Annotated in this window: 19 protein-coding genes; 3 read left to right on the forward strand and 16 right to left on the reverse strand. The window is 53.4% G+C overall.

Annotated elements, in window-relative coordinates:
* Positions 1-192 (forward strand): hypothetical protein (locus IBT46_RS27315; RefSeq protein WP_234480161.1); only part of this gene is annotated, 192 nt, incomplete at its 5' end.
* A 222-nt stretch (positions 193-414) separates the two neighbouring features.
* On the opposite strand, the gene IBT46_RS16065 is transcribed toward IBT46_RS27315, so the two are convergent.
* The 16 genes from IBT46_RS16065 to IBT46_RS16140 all read right to left on the reverse strand — a co-directional run bounded on the left by IBT46_RS16065 (position 415) and on the right by IBT46_RS16140 (position 15,851).
* Positions 415-1,176: an amino acid ABC transporter ATP-binding protein gene (locus tag IBT46_RS16065; protein WP_105592870.1), complete on the reverse strand. Its 762-nt coding sequence runs from the start codon at positions 1,174-1,176 to the stop codon at positions 415-417.
* Positions 1,177-1,186: 10 nt separating this feature from the next.
* Positions 1,187-2,287, reverse strand: a complete 1,101-nt coding sequence (locus IBT46_RS16070; protein WP_200546511.1) for an amino acid ABC transporter permease — start codon at positions 2,285-2,287, stop codon at positions 1,187-1,189.
* Positions 2,288-2,301: 14 nt separating this feature from the next.
* On the reverse strand, positions 2,302-3,480 hold the full coding sequence (locus IBT46_RS16075; RefSeq protein ID WP_200546512.1) for an amino acid ABC transporter permease: 1,179 nt from the start codon (positions 3,478-3,480) through the stop codon (positions 2,302-2,304).
* A gap of 67 nt (positions 3,481-3,547) precedes the next feature.
* Positions 3,548-4,573, reverse strand: a complete 1,026-nt coding sequence (locus IBT46_RS16080; RefSeq protein ID WP_200546513.1) for an amino acid ABC transporter substrate-binding protein — start codon at positions 4,571-4,573, stop codon at positions 3,548-3,550.
* Between the two features lie 335 nt (positions 4,574-4,908).
* Positions 4,909-5,829 carry a kdo(2)-lipid IV(A) palmitoleoyltransferase gene (gene lpxP, locus IBT46_RS16085; RefSeq protein ID WP_105592874.1) on the reverse strand — a complete coding sequence of 307 codons (921 nt, stop codon included), beginning with the start codon at positions 5,827-5,829 and terminating at the stop codon, positions 4,909-4,911.
* Between the two features lie 437 nt (positions 5,830-6,266).
* Positions 6,267-6,563, reverse strand: a complete 297-nt coding sequence (gene fis, locus IBT46_RS16090) for a DNA-binding transcriptional regulator Fis (protein WP_000462905.1) — start codon at positions 6,561-6,563, stop codon at positions 6,267-6,269.
* A gap of 25 nt (positions 6,564-6,588) precedes the next feature.
* Positions 6,589-7,554, reverse strand: a complete 966-nt coding sequence (gene dusB / locus IBT46_RS16095) for a tRNA dihydrouridine synthase DusB (RefSeq protein WP_105592875.1) — start codon at positions 7,552-7,554, stop codon at positions 6,589-6,591.
* A gap of 304 nt (positions 7,555-7,858) precedes the next feature.
* Positions 7,859-8,740, reverse strand: coding sequence for a 50S ribosomal protein L11 methyltransferase (gene prmA, locus IBT46_RS16100; protein WP_200546514.1), 882 nt, complete (start codon positions 8,738-8,740; stop codon positions 7,859-7,861).
* A gap of 10 nt (positions 8,741-8,750) precedes the next feature.
* Entirely contained in the window at positions 8,751-10,205 is a 1,455-nt protein-coding gene (gene panF, locus IBT46_RS16105) for a sodium/pantothenate symporter (protein WP_200546515.1), read from the reverse strand.
* A complete protein-coding gene (locus tag IBT46_RS16110; RefSeq protein ID WP_105592878.1) occupies positions 10,195-10,437 on the reverse strand; it encodes a YhdT family protein in 243 nt (80 codons plus the stop codon). Before IBT46_RS16110 ends, panF begins: the two co-directional genes overlap by 11 nt.
* Before the next feature lie 140 nt (positions 10,438-10,577).
* A complete protein-coding gene (gene accC, locus IBT46_RS16115) occupies positions 10,578-11,927 on the reverse strand; it encodes an acetyl-CoA carboxylase biotin carboxylase subunit (protein ID WP_105592879.1) in 1,350 nt (449 codons plus the stop codon).
* A gap of 11 nt (positions 11,928-11,938) precedes the next feature.
* Complete coding sequence (gene accB / locus IBT46_RS16120; RefSeq protein ID WP_200546516.1) at positions 11,939-12,415, reverse strand: acetyl-CoA carboxylase biotin carboxyl carrier protein; 477 nt, start codon at positions 12,413-12,415, stop codon at positions 11,939-11,941.
* Positions 12,416-12,436: 21 nt separating this feature from the next.
* Positions 12,437-12,889 (reverse strand): type II 3-dehydroquinate dehydratase, encoded by a 453-nt coding sequence (gene aroQ, locus IBT46_RS16125; RefSeq protein ID WP_105592881.1) that lies wholly within the window; start codon positions 12,887-12,889, stop codon positions 12,437-12,439.
* A gap of 247 nt (positions 12,890-13,136) precedes the next feature.
* Entirely contained in the window at positions 13,137-13,739 is a 603-nt protein-coding gene (msrQ, locus tag IBT46_RS16130; RefSeq protein WP_200546591.1) for a protein-methionine-sulfoxide reductase heme-binding subunit MsrQ, read from the reverse strand.
* 3 nt (positions 13,740-13,742) lie between these two features.
* Complete coding sequence (msrP, locus tag IBT46_RS16135; protein ID WP_105592883.1) at positions 13,743-14,747, reverse strand: protein-methionine-sulfoxide reductase catalytic subunit MsrP; 1,005 nt, start codon at positions 14,745-14,747, stop codon at positions 13,743-13,745.
* Between the two features lie 126 nt (positions 14,748-14,873).
* Entirely contained in the window at positions 14,874-15,851 is a 978-nt protein-coding gene (locus IBT46_RS16140; protein WP_200546517.1) for an MDR family oxidoreductase, read from the reverse strand.
* A 227-nt stretch (positions 15,852-16,078) separates the two neighbouring features.
* On the opposite strand from IBT46_RS16140, the gene csrD reads away from it, so the two are divergent.
* Both csrD and mreB read left to right on the forward strand, forming a co-directional pair.
* Entirely contained in the window at positions 16,079-18,028 is a 1,950-nt protein-coding gene (gene csrD / locus IBT46_RS16145; protein WP_200546518.1) for an RNase E specificity factor CsrD, read from the forward strand.
* Positions 18,029-18,342: 314 nt separating this feature from the next.
* A complete protein-coding gene (gene mreB / locus IBT46_RS16150; RefSeq protein WP_105592886.1) occupies positions 18,343-19,386 on the forward strand; it encodes a rod shape-determining protein MreB in 1,044 nt (347 codons plus the stop codon).
* Positions 19,387-19,402 lie beyond the last annotated feature (16 nt).

The following is a 19,402-nucleotide window of genomic DNA, read 5'->3' on the forward strand; positions in this document are numbered from 1 at the left end:
GGTAGTGTGGGGTCTCCCCATGCGAGAGTAGGGAACTGCCAGGCATCAAATAGAGATGAAGCCCTCTGCGAAAGCAGAGGGCTTTTTCTTTTGTCTGCGATTAAGTCATCAGCAGTCGATTTTATGGCAGAAAATGCAGCGGAAGCAGAAATTGAACGCTTCAAATCGAATTATGATTGGCTGACTGGCTGACTGGCTGACTGGCTGACTGGCTGACTGACTGACTTGCTGAGCCTGCTGAAGCAGCTGCTCTTACTACATACTCAATATAATAAAAGGGCCACCCAACCGGGTGGCCCTTTTATTATGGCGATGATTCTATTTCTTAAAAGGCTATTGAAACTATCCCTTAAGTCATCATGGCGCTATACGGGCTAATTTAGAACGGCCATAAAATAGACTAAAATAATAAAATCAGTGGATTACCTGTGAAAGGAATGCACGGGTTCTCTCAGACTTAGGATTAGAGAAGAACTCTTGTGGCGGTGCCTGTTCGACGATCTCCCCGCGATCCATAAAGATCACTCGATCCGCAACGGTGCGAGCAAAGCCCATTTCATGGGTAACACACAGCATTGTCATCCCGTCTTCAGCCAGACCAATCATCGTGTCCAGCACCTCTTTCACCATTTCTGGGTCCAGTGCGGAAGTTGGTTCATCAAACAGCATGATCTTTGGCTTCATACACAGCGATCGCGCAATCGCTACGCGCTGCTGCTGACCACCCGACAGCTGGCCAGGAAATTTATGCGCATGTTCAGCAATACGAACACGTTCCAGATAATGCATGGCCAGCTCTTCCGCCTCTTTCTTCGGTGTTTTACGAACCCAGATTGGTGCAAGCGTGCAGTTCTGCAGTACGCTAAGATGGGGGAATAAATTAAAATGCTGGAAAACCATGCCAACTTCGGTCCGAACACGCTCAATATTGCGGAGATCGTCGTTAAGCAGAGTTCCATCAACCACAATACGCCCCTGCTGATGTTCCTCCAGATGGTTGATACAGCGGATCGTGGTGGATTTACCAGACCCCGAAGGACCGCACAGAACGATTCGCTCGCGTGGTTTGACCGCCAGATTAATATTCTTCAGCACGTGGAACTGCCCGTACCATTTATTAACATTTTCGAGCGTAATCATCATCGCATCGTCAGAAGGGGTAATAATTTGAGTCATTTAATTAACCTCAGTGCGGCGTACGCCCGGTGTGAAAGCGCTTTTCCAGATGCTGGCTGTAGCGCGACATGCTAAAACAGAAAATCCAGTAAACCAGTGCAGCAAAAACGTATCCTTCGGTCGACATACCCAACCAGGTGGGGTCGACGGTCGCCTGCTGCACGCTACTAAACAGATCGAATAATCCGATGATGATCACCAGACTGGTATCTTTGAACAGGGCAATAATGGTATTTACCAGCCCCGGAATCACCAGTTTCAACGCCTGAGGCAGGATAACCAGACCCTGCGTTTTCCAGTATCCCAGCCCCAGCGATTCTGCAGCTTCGTACTGACCCTTTGGCAGCGCCTGCAGGCCACCGCGAACCACTTCCGCCACATAGGCCGACTGAAACAGGATCACCCCAACCAGGGCTCGGATAAGCTTATCAATGGTGCTGCCTTCTGCCATAAACAGCGGCAACATAACTGAGGACATAAACAGCACGGTGATGAGAGGAACTCCCCGCCAGAACTCAATAAACAGGATGCACAGCGTACGGACAACCGGCATGGTTGAGCGACGACCCAATGCCAGCAGGACCCCCAGCGGCAGCGCCCCGGCAATCCCCACTGACGCAATAATCAACGTCAGCGTCAATCCTCCCCACTGACGAGTTTCAACCCGATCCAGGCCGAAATAGCCACCATACATCAGCAGCCAGACGACTATCGGGTAGATAATTGCCCAGGCGGCAATATAGCGTCCTCTGCGCGGTAATCTGCTGACGAACATAGGAACGATCGATATCAGCCCGATAATCAGGGCCAGATTGATGCGCCAGCGCAGTTCATGCGGATACAGGCCATACATAAACTGGCCGAAGCGCGCATGGATGAATATCCAACACGCTCCTTCCTTAGTACAGTCTGCCCGGGTGGTGCCAAACCAGTTAGCCTGGAAGACCAGCCAGTTCAGGGCCGGTGGGACAACCGACCACATCACCCACAGACAAAACAGAGTCAGCAGGGTATTACCCCAGCTGGAAAACAGATTCTTCCTGGCCCAGGTCACCGCACGCGCAAGCGCGTTGGGAACAGCAGGCGAAGTTTCATGAGTGGCAACAGTCATAATTATCCGTTCTCTTAGCGCTCAATGAGGGCGATCTTGCGGTTATAAATATTCATGAGCAGCGATATCGACAGGCTGATAATGAGGTAAACCCCCATCGTAATGGCGATCGTTTCGATGGCCTGGCCTGTCTGATTCAGTACCGTTCCGGCAAACAGCGACACCATATCCGGGTAGCCAATCGCCGCAGCCAGAGAAGAGTTCTTCACGATATTGAGATACTGACTGGTCAACGGCGGAACGATGACTCGCATGGCCTGCGGAATAATGACCTGACGCAGCGTAACTGGATTTGGTAAACCCAGCGAACGTGCAGCTTCGTGCTGGCCGTGGGGTACCGACTGAATACCCGAGCGGATAACTTCTGCGATAAATGAAGAGGTGTAAATTGACAGTGCCAGTGTTAACGCCGCCAGTTCCGGTATCAGCACAAAACCACCGCGGAAGTTGAAGCCGCGCAGCTCAGGGACATCCCAGTGCATTGGACGGCCTGCAAACAGCGATGCCACAAGCGGAAACAGGATCAGCATAGCGATAGCGGCAGGCCAGGTACGACGCAGTTGGCCGGTCTTCAACTGATGCATTCTGTTGTAGCGGAAGAGAGCGACGGTGACCACGGCAGCCAGTAAAATCGCGATCAGGAACGGCCACGTTCCCGGCGCATACTCAGGCCAGGGAATGTACAGTCCGCGATTGCTGACAAACGCGAGGTCGAAGGCGCTGAGTGCCTGGCGAGGGCCGGGTAAATTACGTAATACGGCAAAGTACCAGAAGAAAATCTGTAACAGCGGCGGGATATTGCGGAACGTCTCAATATAGATATTAGAGATTTTACGCAACAGCCAGTTGTCAGATAACCGCGCCAGTCCAATAAAGAAGCCGAGAAACGAGGCAAACACAATACAGAGTGCGGAAACCAGCAGCGTATTGGTCAGGCCGACCAGAAAGACGCGAGCATAGGTATCGCCTTCACTGTAATCAATTAGATGCTGAACAATACCAAAGCCGGCACTGCGTTCCAGGAAGCCAAAACCGGAGGTAATTCCCCGGCTTGCAAGGTTGATGATGGTGTTATGGATCAGGTAGCCAGCAACGATAAGTACCGCGGCGATCGCAGCGATCTGATAAAACCATGCGCGAACCGCAGGATTACTGAATGAAAAATCCCTTTTTACGGTTGGGCGTTGAGACATGTTGAAACCTCAGTAACGAAAATTCTGATGTGGGCACCGCTGGAGCGGTGCCCGGTATTCGGAGGAATTAACGTACTGGCGGTGCGTACTGAATGCCGCCATTGTTCCATAGCGCATTCTGACCACGGGCAATTTTCAGCTGACTGTCTTTCCCGACGTTACGGTCAAAGACTTCCTGATAGTTACCGACCTGCTTAACGATGTTGTAAGCCCATTTGTTGTCGAGCTTCAGATCTTTACCAAAATCACCTTCGGTACCCAACAGGTGAGCCATATCAGGCGTCGTAGGCTTCGCAGCCATCTGGTCAACATTTTTAGAGGTGATACCCATCTCTTCGGCATTCAGCATGGCGAACAGTGACCATTTCACGATCGTGAACCAGTCATCATCGCCGCGGCGTACCACTGGTCCCAGAGGCTCTTTCGAGATGACTTCCGGAAGAACGATAAATTCATCAGGCTTACCCAGCTTGATGCGCAGGGCATACAGCTGAGACTGGTCGGAGGCCAGTGTATCGCAGCGGCCGGTGTCCAGCGCCTTAGCGGATTCGTCTGAACGGTCAAAGGTGACCGGCGTGTACTGCATTTTGTTCGCTTTAAAGTAATCCGCCACGTTCAGTTCGGTATCGGTACCGGCCTGAATACAAACCGTTGCGCCATCCAGCTCTTTTGCACTTTTCAGACCTGCTTTCTGGTGGGTCAGGAAGCCGATGCCGTCGTAATAGTTAACGCCGGCGAAAATAAAGCCCATACCACCGTCGCGCGCAGAGGTCCAGGTGGTATTACGCGACAGAATATCAACCTCACCGGATTGCAGTGCGGTAAAACGCTCTTTCGCAGTCAGCGGGGTATATTTCACTTTTTCCGCATCACCAAACACCGCTGCGGCTGCAGCACGACATACATCCACATCAATACCGGTAAACTTGCCGCTGGCATCCGCATAGGAGAAGCCCGGCAAACCATCACTGATACCACATTGAATGAAGCCTTTCTTTTTAATGGCATCCAGAGTGGTGCCCGCGTGGGCCTGATTGGCAACGGCAAACAGTGTTGCAGCGGCAATCAACGTGGAGAGCATCATTTTTTTCATAAAGCATCCTGTGTGGCGGGATCATATTGTTATGTTTTAACGCACGCTTTGGTGCGCTTGCCTGTCTGGCTATTCACTGCTTTGCAAACACGGTGCCAGGTTTGCATTGCGCTGAATTCCTTGGAAAGCTTTACTAATAATCAGAAGGGAATTGAAAGTTTTATTAATATCGCGCACTGGGGCGGGGCAAAAATAGATGGCTTGGTCACAGATGGTGCAAACAGTTTCACTATATGGAAACGCTGTGAGAAAGGTAACAATTTTGTAAGGGTTTTGTAGGGAAATAGATAAAAGCCAGCGAGGATACGCTGGCTTTTAGAATTCAGAGAGGGCTATTAGTAGAGAGAAGTCGCCCCTGCCGGGCGAGTTTTAAAGCGGCGATGCAGCCACATATACTGGTTTGGCGCGCGCATGATCTCTCGTTCAATCACGCGGTTCATATAGGCTGCTGCCTGCTGCTCGTCATCGATCGGATAATCTTTCAGTTCTGGCTGAATGACCAGTTCATAGCCGCTGCCATCCTCTTTGCGGATCAGCACGACGGTCACCATCGCCGGTTTTGCCATACGGGCCAGCATCCATGTACCGCTGGTGGTGGCGGCCTGGGGGACGGCGAACAGCGGCGCAAACACGCTGCCTTTCGGGCCGTAATCCTGGTCCGGGGCAAACCACACGGCTTCACCCTGTTTAAGGGCCTGGACCATGCCACGTAAATCACGGCGGTTGATCATCGCCTTATTAGAACGCATGCGTCCTTTGGTCTGAACCCATTCCATCAGCTTGTTATTGTGCGGGCGGTACATGGCCATCATCGGCTGGCAGAGGCCCATCGCCCGGCCACCCAGCTCTAGCGACATGAAATGCACGCCAATCACTAAGGCGCCACGGCCCTCGCTCTGCGCAGCCTGAAGATTATGCAGGCCATTAACATTGAACCAGCGCTTAACGCGACGATCTGACCAAAACCATGCCATTCCAGTTTCAATCAACCCCATCCCAAGGGATTCAAAGTTTCCGACGATGCGGTGCTCCAACTGCTCCCGATCCATATCCGGGAAACAGAGTTCCAGGTTACGGCGGGCAATCGAGACGCGGCGCTTCATAAAGCGCATTGAAGTACGCCCCATCCAGCTGCCAAGTCGGTGTAATAACGGATATGGCAGCTGTACCAGCAAAAACAGTACGCTGACGCCAAACCAGGTAAGCCAGTAACGCGGGTGCAGATAGCCCCTCTGGAACTTAGGTGAATGCTTCATAATTACTCGTATAGCGTTAAGGGATGGTGAATCTGTATTGCATTAATGAAATGAATAGCTGCGGTACAGTAACTCAGACACCCAATCAGGACGATGGTTTAACCGGGTTCCGCTACCGGCAAAAACTTTACATTCGTGGGGCGTTACGCACTGCGGTCAGAAAGGTGAGGGCGGCGGGCCTGCGAAGGCATTTCCATTGGCGCTGAGTGTACACAGGTTACAGGCCATCCAGGAAGGGGGTAAGCCGAATAATCTGAGAAGAATTTCAAGAGCGAAAACCGTCAGGTCAGAGTCATTGAATTATCGACAAAAAATGCACTACCAGATTGACTCAATTTCTTCTGCCGAATGGAGCGTTTAAGCAATTTATCAGGCTATTAAAAAAGGCGCTTCCCATGCCGAGGAGCGCCTTTTATCAAACATATCACTGATTAGTATCAGTTCATGCCGTATTTTTTCAGTTTCTTACGCAGTGTTCCGCGGTTGATACCCATCATCAGGGCTGCACGGGTCTGGTTGCCACGGGTGTATTGCATCACCATGTCCAACAGAGGCTGTTCTACTTCAGCCAGTACCAGCTCATACAGGTCATTCACATCCTGACCATTCAGTTGAGCAAAATAGTTCTTCAGTGCCTGCTTGACCGAATCACGCAGTGGCTTTTGGGTCACCTGATCCTGTGAGTTCACGGTAGATACGGTCAGTACGTCAGAATTTACGCGTTGTTCGAACATAGTTCTGTCAGCTCTTTATTTCTAATTACGCAAGATTTTCGAAGTATGCCTCCAACGCCTCCAGCTGTTCGCTGGCATCCTCAATGGCGTTGAATGTGCGCCGAAACTGGTCGTTTGGGGCATGCTCCTGGAGATACCAAGAGACGTGCTTTCGGGCAATACGGTATCCTTTGCGGTGACCATAAAAGTCGTGCAGTTCCCGTAAGTGCTCGATGAGCAAGCGCTTTACTTCAGCCAGTGGCATCGGTGCCAGCAGCTCCCCAGTGTCCAGATAATGCTGGATTTCCCGGAAGATCCACGGTCTTCCCTGAGCCGCGCGTCCTATCATCAGGGCATCAGCCCCCGTATAGTCAAGCACAGCTCTGGCTTTATGCGGGTCAGTAATGTCTCCATTCGCGATAATCGGAATGGATACGTTCTGCTTAACTGTCCGAATGCTGTCGTACTCAGCTTCGCCGTTGAACAAACAGGCGCGTGTGCGTCCATGAATTGTCAGGGCCTGAATACCGCAGCGTTCAGCCAATTGGGCAATCTCTACGCAGTTGCGGTTGTCGCTGTCCCAGCCGGTGCGAATCTTTAACGTTACCGGTACGTCAACTGCATTGACCACCGCCGAGAGGATAGACTTCACCAGCTCAGGGTGCTGCAGCAGTGCCGAACCTGCCATTTTCCGATTCACTTTTTTGGCCGGACATCCCATGTTGATGTCAATGACCTGCGCACCTGATGCTGCATTGATACGCGCGGCTTGTGCCATCTCTTCCGGGTCACAACCTGCAATTTGCACGGTACGAATACCTGGCTCATCACTGTGTACCATACGCAACCGTGATTTATCGCTGGCCCAAACTTCAGGGTTAGACGACAACATCTCGGATACGGTCATTCCAGCGCCCATTGAATAGCAAAGGGTCCTGAACGGCCTGTCGGTGATCCCGGCCATCGGGGCTGCAATCAATCGATTACGAAGCTGGTGATTTCCTATGCGCATGAAAAAAAAGTGACCATAGTGTGTCCGCAAGGCGGCGTATATTACGCATTTTTTCAGGAAGATGAAAGGCCAAACTTTGAACAATCTAACGCTGGTGGTCAATGTCGTGCGTAGCTCAGCCCATGTTGTATATTTTAATTCATATAAAACAATAAATTAAAAAATATGCTGAAATTGTGTACAAAGATTTTTCTTTTTTTGTGACCAATATAACAATATTTTTCACGTCAGATTGGGTGTTATTTGGCACATGTGACGCAAAGAACGCGCTGGCACAGTTCTAATGACCTGTACCAGCGAAATTTTAGTGGCGGATACCGGTAATACGGCACCACTCCTCTTTCTCGGCGACCGGGTCGAGAGTAAAGGTGTCTGCGTAGGCTTCACAGACGCTTTCTGCCTGGCTCGCCAGCACGCCGGAAAGCCCCAAATGACCACCGTTTTTTGGTAACACGCTAATCAGCGGCGCCAGCTCGCGCAGCGGGCCTGCAAGAATATTGGCGACCACCACATCGGCACTCAGGTGGTCCGGCTGCTGGTGGGGCAGGTACAGCGACAGGCGTTCAGACACACCGTTACGTTCAGCGTTGTCACGGCTTGCCTGAATAGCCTGAGGATCGATATCAATGCCAATCGCCTGTGCTGCACCCAGCTTCAGCGCCGCAATGGCCAGAATGCCGGAGCCGCAGCCAAAATCGATTACTGTTTTACCTACCAGGTCCAGGCCATCCAGCCATGCGAGGCAGAGCGCTGTGGTGGGATGGGTGCCGGTGCCAAAGGCGAGCCCCGGATCGAGCATCACATTAACCGCCTCAGGATCGGGCACATCACGCCAGCTTGGGCAGATCCACAGACGCTGACCAAAACGCATTGGGTGGAAATTGTCCATCCACTCACGTTCCCAGTCCTTATCTTCGATCTGCTCGATCTTATGGTGGAAGCCCGATCCCAGCAGCGGATGTTGTTCCAGTCCGGCGATCACGTCCGGCATCTCGGTTTCGGCGTCAAACAGGCCGATCACATCGGTGTCGCCCCACAGGCGGGTTTCGCCCGGCAGCGGTTCGAAAACCGGATTGTCGTGCGTATCCTGGAAGGTCACCGATACCGCGCCGTTTTCAATCAGTGCGTCACCGAGTTCTTCAGCCTGAGCGCCGGTCGTATTAATTTTCATCTGTATCCAGGGCATAGCAATTCTCTTATTCAAACAGGGTGGAGGTCTTCTGCGGTTCAGCGGCAGAGTGACCAAAACGGTTACCGGCAATAAATGCCAGCAGGCTGAGCAGCAGCGCGGGCACAATCGGGTGGAAACCCATCGGTTCAACGTGCAGGCTGGCCAGCAGTGTGTAGCAGGCAGCACCGGTAATCATGCTGCTCAGTGCACCGGCGGCATTCGCCTTTTCCCAGTACAGCCCCAGCACCAGCGGCCAGAGGAACACGGCTTCAAGGCCGCCGAAAGCCAGCAGATTCAGCCAGATAATCATATCGGGTGGATTCCACGCCGCCAGTAGCAGCAGCAGACCCAGCACCAGCGTTACCAGACTGGAGAAGCGTTTAAGCAGGCGCTCGTTCGCCATATGCTCAGGTCGTAGACGCAGGTAGAGATCTTTCACGATCGTTGCCGATGATTGTAGCAGCTGGGCATTGATCGTTGACATGATCGCCGCCATCGGTGCGGCAAGAAAGATCCCGGCAGCCAGCGGCGGTAATACCTGGATCATCAGCGTTGGGATCACCTGGTCGGGGATCGGCAGATCCGGCAGTACTGCACGGCCAAGTGCGCCGGCCAGATGCATACCCAGCATCAGTACGGCGACCACGATAGTGCCGAGGACGATCGCTCTATGTACCGCCTTGCTGTCCTTATAGGAAATACAGCGCACGGCGGTATGTGGCAGGCCAATCACCCCGAAGCAGACCAGGACCGAGAAAGAGGCGAGGAACGTTGGCGTCAGAATATTATCCACACCGGAAGGCGTAATCAGCCGGGGATCGATCGCTTCCAGTTTGGCAACGGCGGTGTGCATACCGCCCGCGGCGTGGATCACCGCATACAGCAGCAAAAACGTTCCCAGCAGCATCACCAGGCCCTGCATCGCATCGTTCAGCACGCTGGCGCGGAAGCCGCCAAAGGCGGTATACAGCGCAATACTGCCGCCGAAGATCAGCAGGCCGATATCGTAAGGGATACCCGCTGCCGTCTCCAGCAGGCGCGCACCGCCGATAAACTGCACCGTCATCGCGCCGATAAAAGCAACCAGCAGACTCAGACTCGCCAGCCACACGAGCAGCGGGCTGCGGTAGCGGGCATACAGCATATCGTTGAGCGTGACGGCATTATAGCGACGGGCAAGAATCGCGAACTTTTTCCCCAGTACGCCCAGCGCCAGCCAGACAGCGGGAACCTGTACCATCGACAGCAGCACCCAGCCGAGGCCGTATTTATAGGCGGCACCCGGGCCACCGATAAACGAGCTGGCGCTGATATAAGTGGTGGTCAGGGTCATCGCCAGCACAAAGCCGCCCATGGAACGGCTGCCGAGGAAATACTCGGTGAGGAAGCTGCCTTCACGGCGCTTGCGCATGGCAAACACCGACAGACCGGCGACCAGCAGTAAATAGCCAATCAGCGGTAAAATAATCTCAAGCTTCACTGTCATCCTCCAGAGGAATATCGCGGAAAACCACGCGAACCATCAGCCAGCAGAGAAATATAAACAGGCCGGGCACCAGCAGGCAGGAGAGCTCAAACCAGTGTGGCAGCCCGGTGATGCCGGGGCGTTCGTCCCACAGCCAGGCCGTCAGCACCCAGCAGGCAAGATAGGCTACAGCCAGCCAGAATGACCAGCGTGCTTCTTTATTCGCCTGTAGAAAACGCGTATCCATCCGTATCTCCTCAGAGTGACGGCAAAGGTTCATTTATGCAGGGATGGCGGAGTTAAGGCTCATGACCCGGCAATACCTTTAGAAGTGACTTACGGGGAAGGAGAATGGGCCTGACGATGCAGGCCCACGAGCAGGCAGGATTACTTCTCTTGCAGGCCGAGTTTTTTCTCCAGGTAGTGGATGTTAGTTCCACCGTGCTGGAAGTTCTCGTCTGACATGATTTTCATCTGCAGTTCGATATTGGTTTTGATCCCGTCAATAATCAGCTCCGCCAGCGCATTTTTCATGCGGGAGATAGCAACATCGCGGGTTTCACCGTAGGTGATCAGCTTACCAATCATTGAATCATAGTACGGCGGCACGCTGTAACCGGCGTAGATATGTGATTCCCAGCGCACGCCAAAACCACCAGGCGCATGGAAGCGGGTGATCTTGCCAGGGCTTGGCAGGAAGGTGTTCGGGTCTTCGGCGTTAATACGGCATTCCACCGCATGGCCGCGAACGGTCACTTCTTCCTGTTTGATGGACAGCGGCTGACCGGCAGCGATACGCAGCTGCTCTTTGATCAGATCCACGCCGGTGATCATTTCAGTAACCGGGTGCTCAACCTGAATACGGGTGTTCATTTCAATGAAGTAGAACTCACCGTTTTCAAACAGGAACTCGAACGTACCCGCACCGCGATAGCCGATATCCACACAGGCTTTGGCGCAACGTTCGCCGATATAGCGACGCAGTTCTTCAGTAATGCCCGGTGCTGGCGCTTCTTCCACCACTTTCTGATGACGACGCTGCATGGAGCAGTCGCGCTCGGCCAGATAGATAGCGTTGCCCTGACCATCGGCCATAACCTGGATTTCAATGTGGCGTGGATTTTCCAGGTACTTTTCCATGTAAACCATGTCGTTGTTGAAAGCCGCTTTGGCTTCCGCTTTCGTCATGGTGATGGATTGCTCCAGATCTTTGTCGCTGCGCACAACGCGCATACCGCGACCGCCGCCGCCGCCGGAGGCTTTGATAATCACCGGATAACCAATGCGTTTTGCAAAGGCACGGTTTTTATCCATGTCCTCGGTCAGTGGACCGTCTGAACCAGGAACGGTAGGCACACCGGCTTTCTTCATCGCGGTGATAGCGGAAACTTTATCGCCCATCAGGCGGATGGTATCCGCTTTTGGTCCGATAAAGATAAAGCCAGAACGCTCAACCTGCTCGGCAAAGTCCGCATTCTCGGACAGGAATCCATAACCAGGATGGATAGCCACCGCACCGGTGATTTCCGCCGCGGAGATCAGCGCCGGAATATTCAGATAGCTTTTTACCGACTGAGCCGGGCCGATGCAGACGGTTTCGTCTGCCAGCAGCACGTGCTTCAGGTCGCGATCCGCAGTGGAGTGCACGGCAACGGTTTTGATGCCCAGCTCTTTACAGGCACGCAGAATACGCAGCGCAATCTCACCACGGTTAGCAATTACAATTTTATCAAGCATGGTTCGCCTCGTTATTCGATGACTACCAGCGGCTCGTCAAATTCAACTGGCTGACCGCTTTCGACCAGGATCGCTTTCACTACGCCGGATTTATCGGCTTCGATCTGGTTCATCATTTTCATCGCTTCAACGATGCACAGAGTGTCGCCGGCGTTAACTTTCTGGCCAATTTCAATGAAGGCTTTCGCATCCGGGCTAGGAGTGCGGTAGAAGGTGCCTACCATTGGAGAGCGCACGATGTGGCCACTGATTTCAGCTGCAGCTGGTGCTTCCATAGCCGGTGCGCTGGCAGGAGCTACGGCGGCGGCCAGAGCGGGCTGTGGCTGCTGCATCATTGGTGCAGCGTAAGCCTGCTGCATCATTGGATAGCCAACGTTAGCCGGGGAACGGCTGATACGAACTGACTCTTCGCCTTCAGAGATTTCCAGTTCAGCGATACCTGATTCTTCAACCAGTTCGATCAGTTTTTTAATCTTACGAATATCCATAAGTGTGGTTCCGTACTCTGTTTAATTAGATGGTGACAGGCGTTTTACCGCTGTCTGTAAAGCCCAGGAATAACCGTCGACGCCAAGTCCACAGATCACGCCGGCAGAAATATCAGAAAGATATGAATGATGGCGAAAAGGCTCACGGGCATGCACATTTGACAGATGAACTTCGATAAACGGGATGCTAACTGCCAGCAGCGCATCACGCAGTGCTACGCTGGTATGGGTGAATGCCGCCGGGTTGATGACGATATAATCGACATTGCCTTTTGCCTCATGTATGCGATCAATCAACGCATGTTCCGCATTGGACTGGAGATGACTCAGGGTAACATTCAGCGCTGCGGCCTGTGCCGTCAGATCGCTGACAATCTCGCCCAGCGTCGTGTGGCCATACTTTTCCGGCTCACGCGTACCCAGCAGATTCAGGTTGGGACCGTTCAAAAGGAGTACATGAAACTTATCCGTCATCTTGCTGCTATCTCCTGCGATAATTGAGGCATCGCACAAAATACATCGCCAAAGCCGGTTTGTCACCTCATTCAGATGAAATTTGATGTCGGCTGGCAAACGAAGTCGGGCATTATAACGATATCAACGCAATTAGCAGCTAAATACTGGTCTTATCAGCGAAGATAATCCACAGCGCCCGTGAAAAAGACGCCGAAGATTTATCCCGTTGTGACAGAGAACACGCTAACTGCGGGGGCAGAACCGGTTACCACGGCCACCACTTGCGGAATGTTTTATAACGGAATGCCAGCAGGATCGCGGCAAGTAACGCATAAATCCACGGCTGTGGCGAAAGCACTTTCACCGACCAAAGATAGTGAATGGCTGCCAGAATTGCCACCAGGTAGACGGTGTAATGCAGCGTTTGCCAGCGTTTTCCTAATCGACGCTGGGCTTTCTGGAAGGAGGTAGCGGCCAGCAGCAGCAGGATAACCCAGCTGATCAAGCCGAAGGTCAGATACGGTCGGTAAATCAACTCTGAACCCAGCAGGCCAATATTGTCGATCCCCAGTTCGAGCAGCGAATAGCTGACCAGGTGCAGGGTCGCCCAGGCAAAGCACCAGAGCCCCAGCAATCGGCGTACGCGGATCAACAGGGGCTGTTTTCCATAGCGAGCAACAGGTGTGACGGCCAGGCTGGCCAGCAGAAACTTCAGCGCCATTCTGCCTGTAAAATGCTGGATATCCTTCGCCGGATCGGCGCTGAACCAGCCCTGGTCAATAGAGAGCAGCAGCCAGAGGAACGGCAGGAAGCCGGCCAGATGCAGCAGAATCTTCAGGACGGTTATTTGTTTCGCATTCAGGCGCATCACTTAAAAATTTTCCCGTAAATCAAGGCCACGGTAGAGCGAAGCCACCTGTTCAGCATAACCGTTATACAACAGCGTCGGCTGCCGCTTAACATCAAGAATACCGCCTGAGCCAATCACGCGCTCGCTGGCCTGCGACCAGCGTGGGTGATCGACGTGTGGATTCACGTTGGCATAGAACCCGTATTCGTTGGGTGCGAGCTGGTTCCAGGTTGTGGGCGGCATATCTTTGACCAGACTGATTTTTACGATGGATTTAATCCCTTTAAAGCCGTACTTCCAGGGGACGGTCAAACGGATCGGCGCGCCGTTTTGCGGCGGCAGCGCTTTGCCATAAACGCCGGTGGTCAGCAGAGTCAGTGGATGCATGGCTTCATCCAGCCGTAATCCTTCTACATAGGGATAATCCAGCCCGCCGCCGATAAAACGATCCTGCTGACCGGGCATTTCATCCGGGGCATAGACCGTCTGGAAGGCGACATAGCGTGCATTGCTGGTGGGCTCAGCGGCTTTTAGCAATTTACCCAGTTCGAAGCCAATCCACGGCACCACCATGGACCAGGCCTCAACGCAGCGCATGCGGTAGATTCGCTGCTCCAGTGGAAAGCGCTTAAAGATATCATCCATATCTAAAGTCAGCGGTTTTGCCACTTCACCGTCGATGGTAATTTTCCAGTCGGTGGTTTTTAGCGTGCCCGCATTGGCGGCAGGATCGGCTTTATCCAGCCCGAATTCGTAGAAGTTATTGTAGCCGGTGACCTTATCTTCTGGTGTTAGCGGTAAATCGGCCTGGTACTGTGCGGGTTTACTGAATTCCAGTGCCTTACCCGGCATCGCTTTTGGGCGATCGTTGCCTTTAAACCATGAAAGCACATCGGCTCTGGCAGCACCGGGTAGGGTGAAAGCCGCAGCCCCAAGTCCTAAGGTTTTTAACAGCGTGCGCCGGCGGGTATTAAACACGCTCTCCGGCGTGACGTCGTTTTCAGACAGTGTGTTTACGGTTTTCATGGGGAATTCTCGACAAAGACTGTGGATATTAGAGCATGGCCTGGCGAAGAAGTTTCAGCGAGCATTCAGGTGAAATGGAGCATTTGCGGTTAAATCAGCCCCGGAAAATAAACCGGGGCGAAAGGATTAGCGAACCCGTACCAGCGTCCGGCCGGTTATCTGATTATTTAACAATCTTTCTGCGGCCTCAGGGGCCTGTGACAGCGAAATCTCCGTAGTGGCCTGTTGATAGAACGAGGCAGGCAAAACCTTGACCAGGCGTTTCCAGGCGGCAATACGTCGTGCGGTCGGGGCTATCACTGAATCGACCCCCTGCAGGCGCACATTACGTAAAATAAACGGCATTACGCTGGTGGGTAGATCGAAGCCACCGGCAAGGCCGCAGGCGGCTACCACGCCGCCCCAGGAGGTTTGCGCCAGTACGCTGGCCAGCACCTGACCACCTGCGGCATCGATTGCCCCTGCCCAGCGCTGTTTTTCCAGCGGGCGGGAGGCTTCGCTGAACTCACTGCGTGGCAATATGTGGGTGGCGCCCAGCTGTTGTAAATAGTCGTGGGTAGATTCACGCCCGCTGACGGCAGTCACTCGGTAACCCAGCGCGTGCAGCAGTGCAATTGCCGTGCTGCCCACGCCGCCGCTGGCTGCGGTTACCAGTACTTCTCCGCTTTCCGGAGTCACTCCACCTTCTTCAAGCGCCATGACACAAAGCATGGCAGTCAGCCCGGCGGTGCCGATAATCATTGCCTGGCGAGCCTCCAGGCCTTCAGGTAGCGCGACCAGCCAGTCCGCTTTCACCCGCGCCTGTTCAGCCAGTCCGCCCCAGTGGTTCTCGCCAACGCCCCAGCCGGTGAGTACCACCGACTGGCCGCTGTGAAAGCGTGGATCGCTACTGGTGTGTACTTTTCCGGCAAAATCAATGCCGGGAACCATCGGGAACTGGCGAATAATCTTTCCCTTACCGGTAATCGCCAGCGCATCCTTATAGTTAATGCCTGACCACTCAATATCCACGGTAACGTCGCCGGGAGGAAGATCGCTGCTGTCAACCTGCCGGATGGAGGCCAGTGTCTTGCCGTCTGCCTGTTCGAGAACCAGTGCCTGCATGTGAATCTCCTGAAATCGCGTGTTCAATGAAAAAAGTACCTGGTACGACTATACTCGCAGAAACCTCTGATTATCTGACACCAGACAAGCAAACGGCATCCGGGTTATGGTATTTTTCCATTCCGTGTTACTCAGGCTAAGGGTGCCTGCTTTCCACCCGCCATTAATCTACGAGCGTACATTACCGTTAATGGCGTATCTGTCACCGCAGTTGAATGGGCACAAGGATGCGATTAACCACCAAACTCTCTGCGATTACCACACTGCTCTGCACATTAGGAATGTTGCTAATGCTGGTGGGCTGCGTGCTGAGCTTCTTCTATATTAGCAACCAGAGAGCAGAATTTCGGGTTGAACGGATGGCTGACGATGTCGATCTCGCCTTGTTAACCCAGTCCCCACAGCAGATCTCTCCCTCGCTCCATCAGGTCATGAACCCCTTACAGATTGAGCGCATTGAGCTGAATGACGGCAACAACACCCTGTTGCAGGTCACCCGCCATCAGCAGTCACTGCTTGATGATGAACCGAACCGCTTTCGTCAGACCGATATTCATCTTCGCCAGCATCCCCATTTAACTCTGCGCATTATGTGGATCGATCCGACCAAAACTTGGTTCAGCTCGATGATTGGCGCCTCAACGCTATTGGCTATCGTTGCGGTTGTGGCGATCATGACATTTTTGCTGGTGCAGGCCCACCGCTGGCTTTACCGGCAGTTGAAAGGCCTGGAAAAGCTGGAGGTGCGTGCAGAAGCCATCATCAAAGGTGAGCGCGCCAGCGTACGTCCGGGGTCGATACATGAATGGCCGGCAAAAGCGAGTAGCGCAATTGATTTGCTGCTGGCGGATCTGAAAGAGGCGGGAGAGCAGCATTACCGCGTCGACACGCTGATCCGCACCTTCGCCGCTCAGGACCCGCGCACCGGGTTAAATAATCGCCTGTTCTTTGATAATCAATTGACCACGTTACTGGAAGATCCTGAGGCGGTTGGCACGCACGGAATGGTAATGATGATCCGCCTGCCGGATTTTGACACGCTGCGCGAGCGCTGGGGGCATACCGAGGTTCAGGACTATCTGTTTGCGCTGGTCAATCTGCTGTCGACCTTCGTTTTACGCTACCCCGGCGCGCTGCTGGCGCGTTACTTCCGCAGCGACTTTGCTGTGCTGTTGCCGCACCGCAGCATCAAAGATGCCGATGGTATTGCATCGCAGCTGATTAAGGCGGTGGATACGCTGCCGCCAACGCGCATGCTGGACCGGGACGATATGATCCATATCGGTATCAGCGGCTGGCGCAGCGGGCAGACTACGCAGCAGGTAATGGAAAATGCCGAACTGGCCACTCGTCAGGCAACGTTACAAGGTGGAAACGGCTGGTCGGTCGGTGAAGGTGCACTTCAGGATCTGGGGCGGGGCAGCGTGAAATGGCGCACGCTACTGGAAAATACCGTTAATCGTGGCGGCCCTCGCCTGTATCAGAAACCGGCGGTGACCAGCGAAGGCAAAGTTCATCACCGTGAGATGATGCCGCGCATATTTGACGGCGAAAAAGAGCTGCTGGCGGCGGAATACCTGCCTCTGGCGCAGCAGCTTGGACTGGCAGAGCGCTACGACCGCCAGATGGTGACGCGGATTTTGACGCTGGTCGACCTGTGGCCCGAAGAAACGCTGGCGATTCCCCTGACTCTGGACTCCCTGCTGCAGCGCAGTTTCCTCAACTGGCTGCGCGATAGTTTGCTGCAATGCACTAAATCACAAAGAAAACGTATTTTATTTGAACTTGCAGAAGCGGATGTGTGTCAACACTTCAACCGGTTAGACCCGGTGTTTCGTTTGATCTATGGTTTTGGCTGCCGCGTGGCCATCAATCAGGCAGGGTTAACCGTGGTTAGCACTGCTTATATACGGCAGTTTCAGGTGGAGCTGATTAAGCTGCACCCGGGGCTGGTGCGTAATATCGAGCGGCGTACGGAAAATCAGCTGTTTGTACAGAGCCTGATTGAGAGCTGCAAGCACACATCAACACGGGTTTTTGCCGCCGGAGTGCGTTTTAAAGAGGAGTGGCAAACTCTGGTTGAGCTGGGCGTTACCGGTGGTCAGGGGGACTTTTTTGCATCCTCTCAGCCGGTCAACAGCAACGTGAAAAAATATTCGCAAAGATATCGAGTTTAGCCTGCCGTTAGCCGGGTTTTCACGTAGAATAGCCGCGCGGTGTGGTTCGAAGCGGCTTCCTTGCCAGCCGAAGCGAAACTAAAATGTTAAATATTATGTATGTTATGTCCGCTTTATCCGTCTAAACCCCAGGGCAGGATGCCGCGTTATCAGCATTTTTTGCAGAAGATGCTGCTGAAGGTTGTGACACCGGCGCGAGATAGCATGATTTTTCACCGAAGTAGACTGTTTTTGCGCCTTGTCGCTGCTTCGTGTGGTTGGTAAAGTAAGCGGATTTTATTTTCCGCCCCCAGCTTGCAGGATTATCCTTTAGTATGTTTAAAAAATTTCGTGGCATGTTTTCCAACGACTTGTCCATCGACCTGGGTACCGCCAATACCCTGATCTACGTGAAAGGACAGGGCATTGTTCTTAATGAGCCCTCCGTCGTTGCTATTCGTCAGGATCGTGCCGGTTCTCCTAAGAGCGTGGCGGCAGTAGGTCATGACGCAAAACAAATGCTGGGCCGTACGCCTGGCAATATCGCGGCTATTCGTCCAATGAAAGACGGCGTTATTGCTGACTTCTTCGTGACCGAAAAAATGCTGCAACACTTTATTAAACAGGTACACAGCAACAGCTTTATGCGCCCAAGCCCGCGCGTGCTGGTGTGTGTGCCTGTGGGCGCAACGCAGGTTGAACGCCGTGCTATCCGTGAATCTGCCCAGGGGGCAGGTGCGCGTGAAGTGTTCCTGATTGAGGAACCGATGGCCGCGGCAATCGGTGCTGGCCTGCCGGTATCTGAAGCGACCGGTTCGATGGTGGTGGATATCGGTGGCGGTACAACAGAAGTTGCCGTGATTTCCCTCAACGGCGTGGTTTATTCCTCTTCCGTACGTATTGGTGGTGACCGCTTCGATGAAGCCATCATTAATTATGTGCGTCGTAACTACGGTTCACTGATCGGTGAAGCAACCGCGGAACGCATCAAGCACGGTATCGGCTCGGCGTACCCGGGTGATGAAGTGCATGAAATGGAAGTCCGTGGCCGTAACCTGGCTGAAGGGGTTCCACGTGGTTTCACGCTGAACTCAAACGAGATCCTGGAAGCGCTGCAGGAGCCTTTGACCGGTATCGTGAGCGCCGTTATGGTCGCACTGGAACAGTGCCCGCCAGAGCTGGCATCTGACATCTCCGAACGCGGCATGGTACTGACCGGTGGTGGTGCGCTGCTGCGTAACCTGGACCGCCTGCTTATGGAAGAGACCGGCATTCCGGTAGTCGTTGCAGAAGATCCGCTGACCTGCGTAGCACGCGGTGGTGGTAAAGCGTTGGAAATGATTGACATGCACGGCGGCGATTTGTTCAGCGAAGAATAATTTGCCTGAAGGGAGT

Origin of the sequence: Erwinia sp. S38, assembly GCF_016624545.1 — a bacterium.
Classification (GTDB): Bacteria; Pseudomonadota; Gammaproteobacteria; order Enterobacterales; family Enterobacteriaceae; genus Erwinia; species Erwinia coffeiphila.

Excerpts from the sequence above, each read along its gene's own strand:
- msrP (WP_105592883.1), bottom strand. The coding sequence starts at position 14,747 with ATGAAAACCGTAAACACACTGTCTGAAAACGACGTCACGCCGGAGAGC.
- accC (WP_105592879.1), bottom strand. The coding sequence starts at position 11,927 with ATGCTTGATAAAATTGTAATTGCTAACCGTGGTGAGATTGCGCTGCGT.
- IBT46_RS16140 (WP_200546517.1), bottom strand. The coding sequence starts at position 15,851 with ATGCAGGCACTGGTTCTCGAACAGGCAGACGGCAAGACACTGGCCTCC.
- IBT46_RS16065 (WP_105592870.1), bottom strand. The coding sequence starts at position 1,176 with ATGACTCAAATTATTACCCCTTCTGACGATGCGATGATGATTACGCTC.
- IBT46_RS16070 (WP_200546511.1), bottom strand. The coding sequence starts at position 2,287 with ATGACTGTTGCCACTCATGAAACTTCGCCTGCTGTTCCCAACGCGCTT.
- IBT46_RS16080 (WP_200546513.1), bottom strand. The coding sequence starts at position 4,573 with ATGAAAAAAATGATGCTCTCCACGTTGATTGCCGCTGCAACACTGTTT.
- accB (WP_200546516.1), bottom strand. The coding sequence starts at position 12,415 with ATGGATATTCGTAAGATTAAAAAACTGATCGAACTGGTTGAAGAATCA.
- IBT46_RS16110 (WP_105592878.1), bottom strand. The coding sequence starts at position 10,437 with ATGGATACGCGTTTTCTACAGGCGAATAAAGAAGCACGCTGGTCATTC.
- fis (WP_000462905.1), bottom strand. The coding sequence starts at position 6,563 with ATGTTCGAACAACGCGTAAATTCTGACGTACTGACCGTATCTACCGTG.
- dusB (WP_105592875.1), bottom strand. The coding sequence starts at position 7,554 with ATGCGCATAGGAAATCACCAGCTTCGTAATCGATTGATTGCAGCCCCG.
- aroQ (WP_105592881.1), bottom strand. The coding sequence starts at position 12,889 with ATGACGGATAAGTTTCATGTACTCCTTTTGAACGGTCCCAACCTGAAT.
- prmA (WP_200546514.1), bottom strand. The coding sequence starts at position 8,740 with ATGCCCTGGATACAGATGAAAATTAATACGACCGGCGCTCAGGCTGAA.
- msrQ (WP_200546591.1), bottom strand. The coding sequence starts at position 13,739 with ATGCGCCTGAATGCGAAACAAATAACCGTCCTGAAGATTCTGCTGCAT.
- lpxP (WP_105592874.1), bottom strand. The coding sequence starts at position 5,829 with ATGAAGCATTCACCTAAGTTCCAGAGGGGCTATCTGCACCCGCGTTAC.
- csrD (WP_200546518.1), top strand. The coding sequence starts at position 16,079 with ATGCGATTAACCACCAAACTCTCTGCGATTACCACACTGCTCTGCACA.
- mreB (WP_105592886.1), top strand. The coding sequence starts at position 18,343 with ATGTTTAAAAAATTTCGTGGCATGTTTTCCAACGACTTGTCCATCGAC.
- IBT46_RS16075 (WP_200546512.1), bottom strand. The coding sequence starts at position 3,480 with ATGTCTCAACGCCCAACCGTAAAAAGGGATTTTTCATTCAGTAATCCT.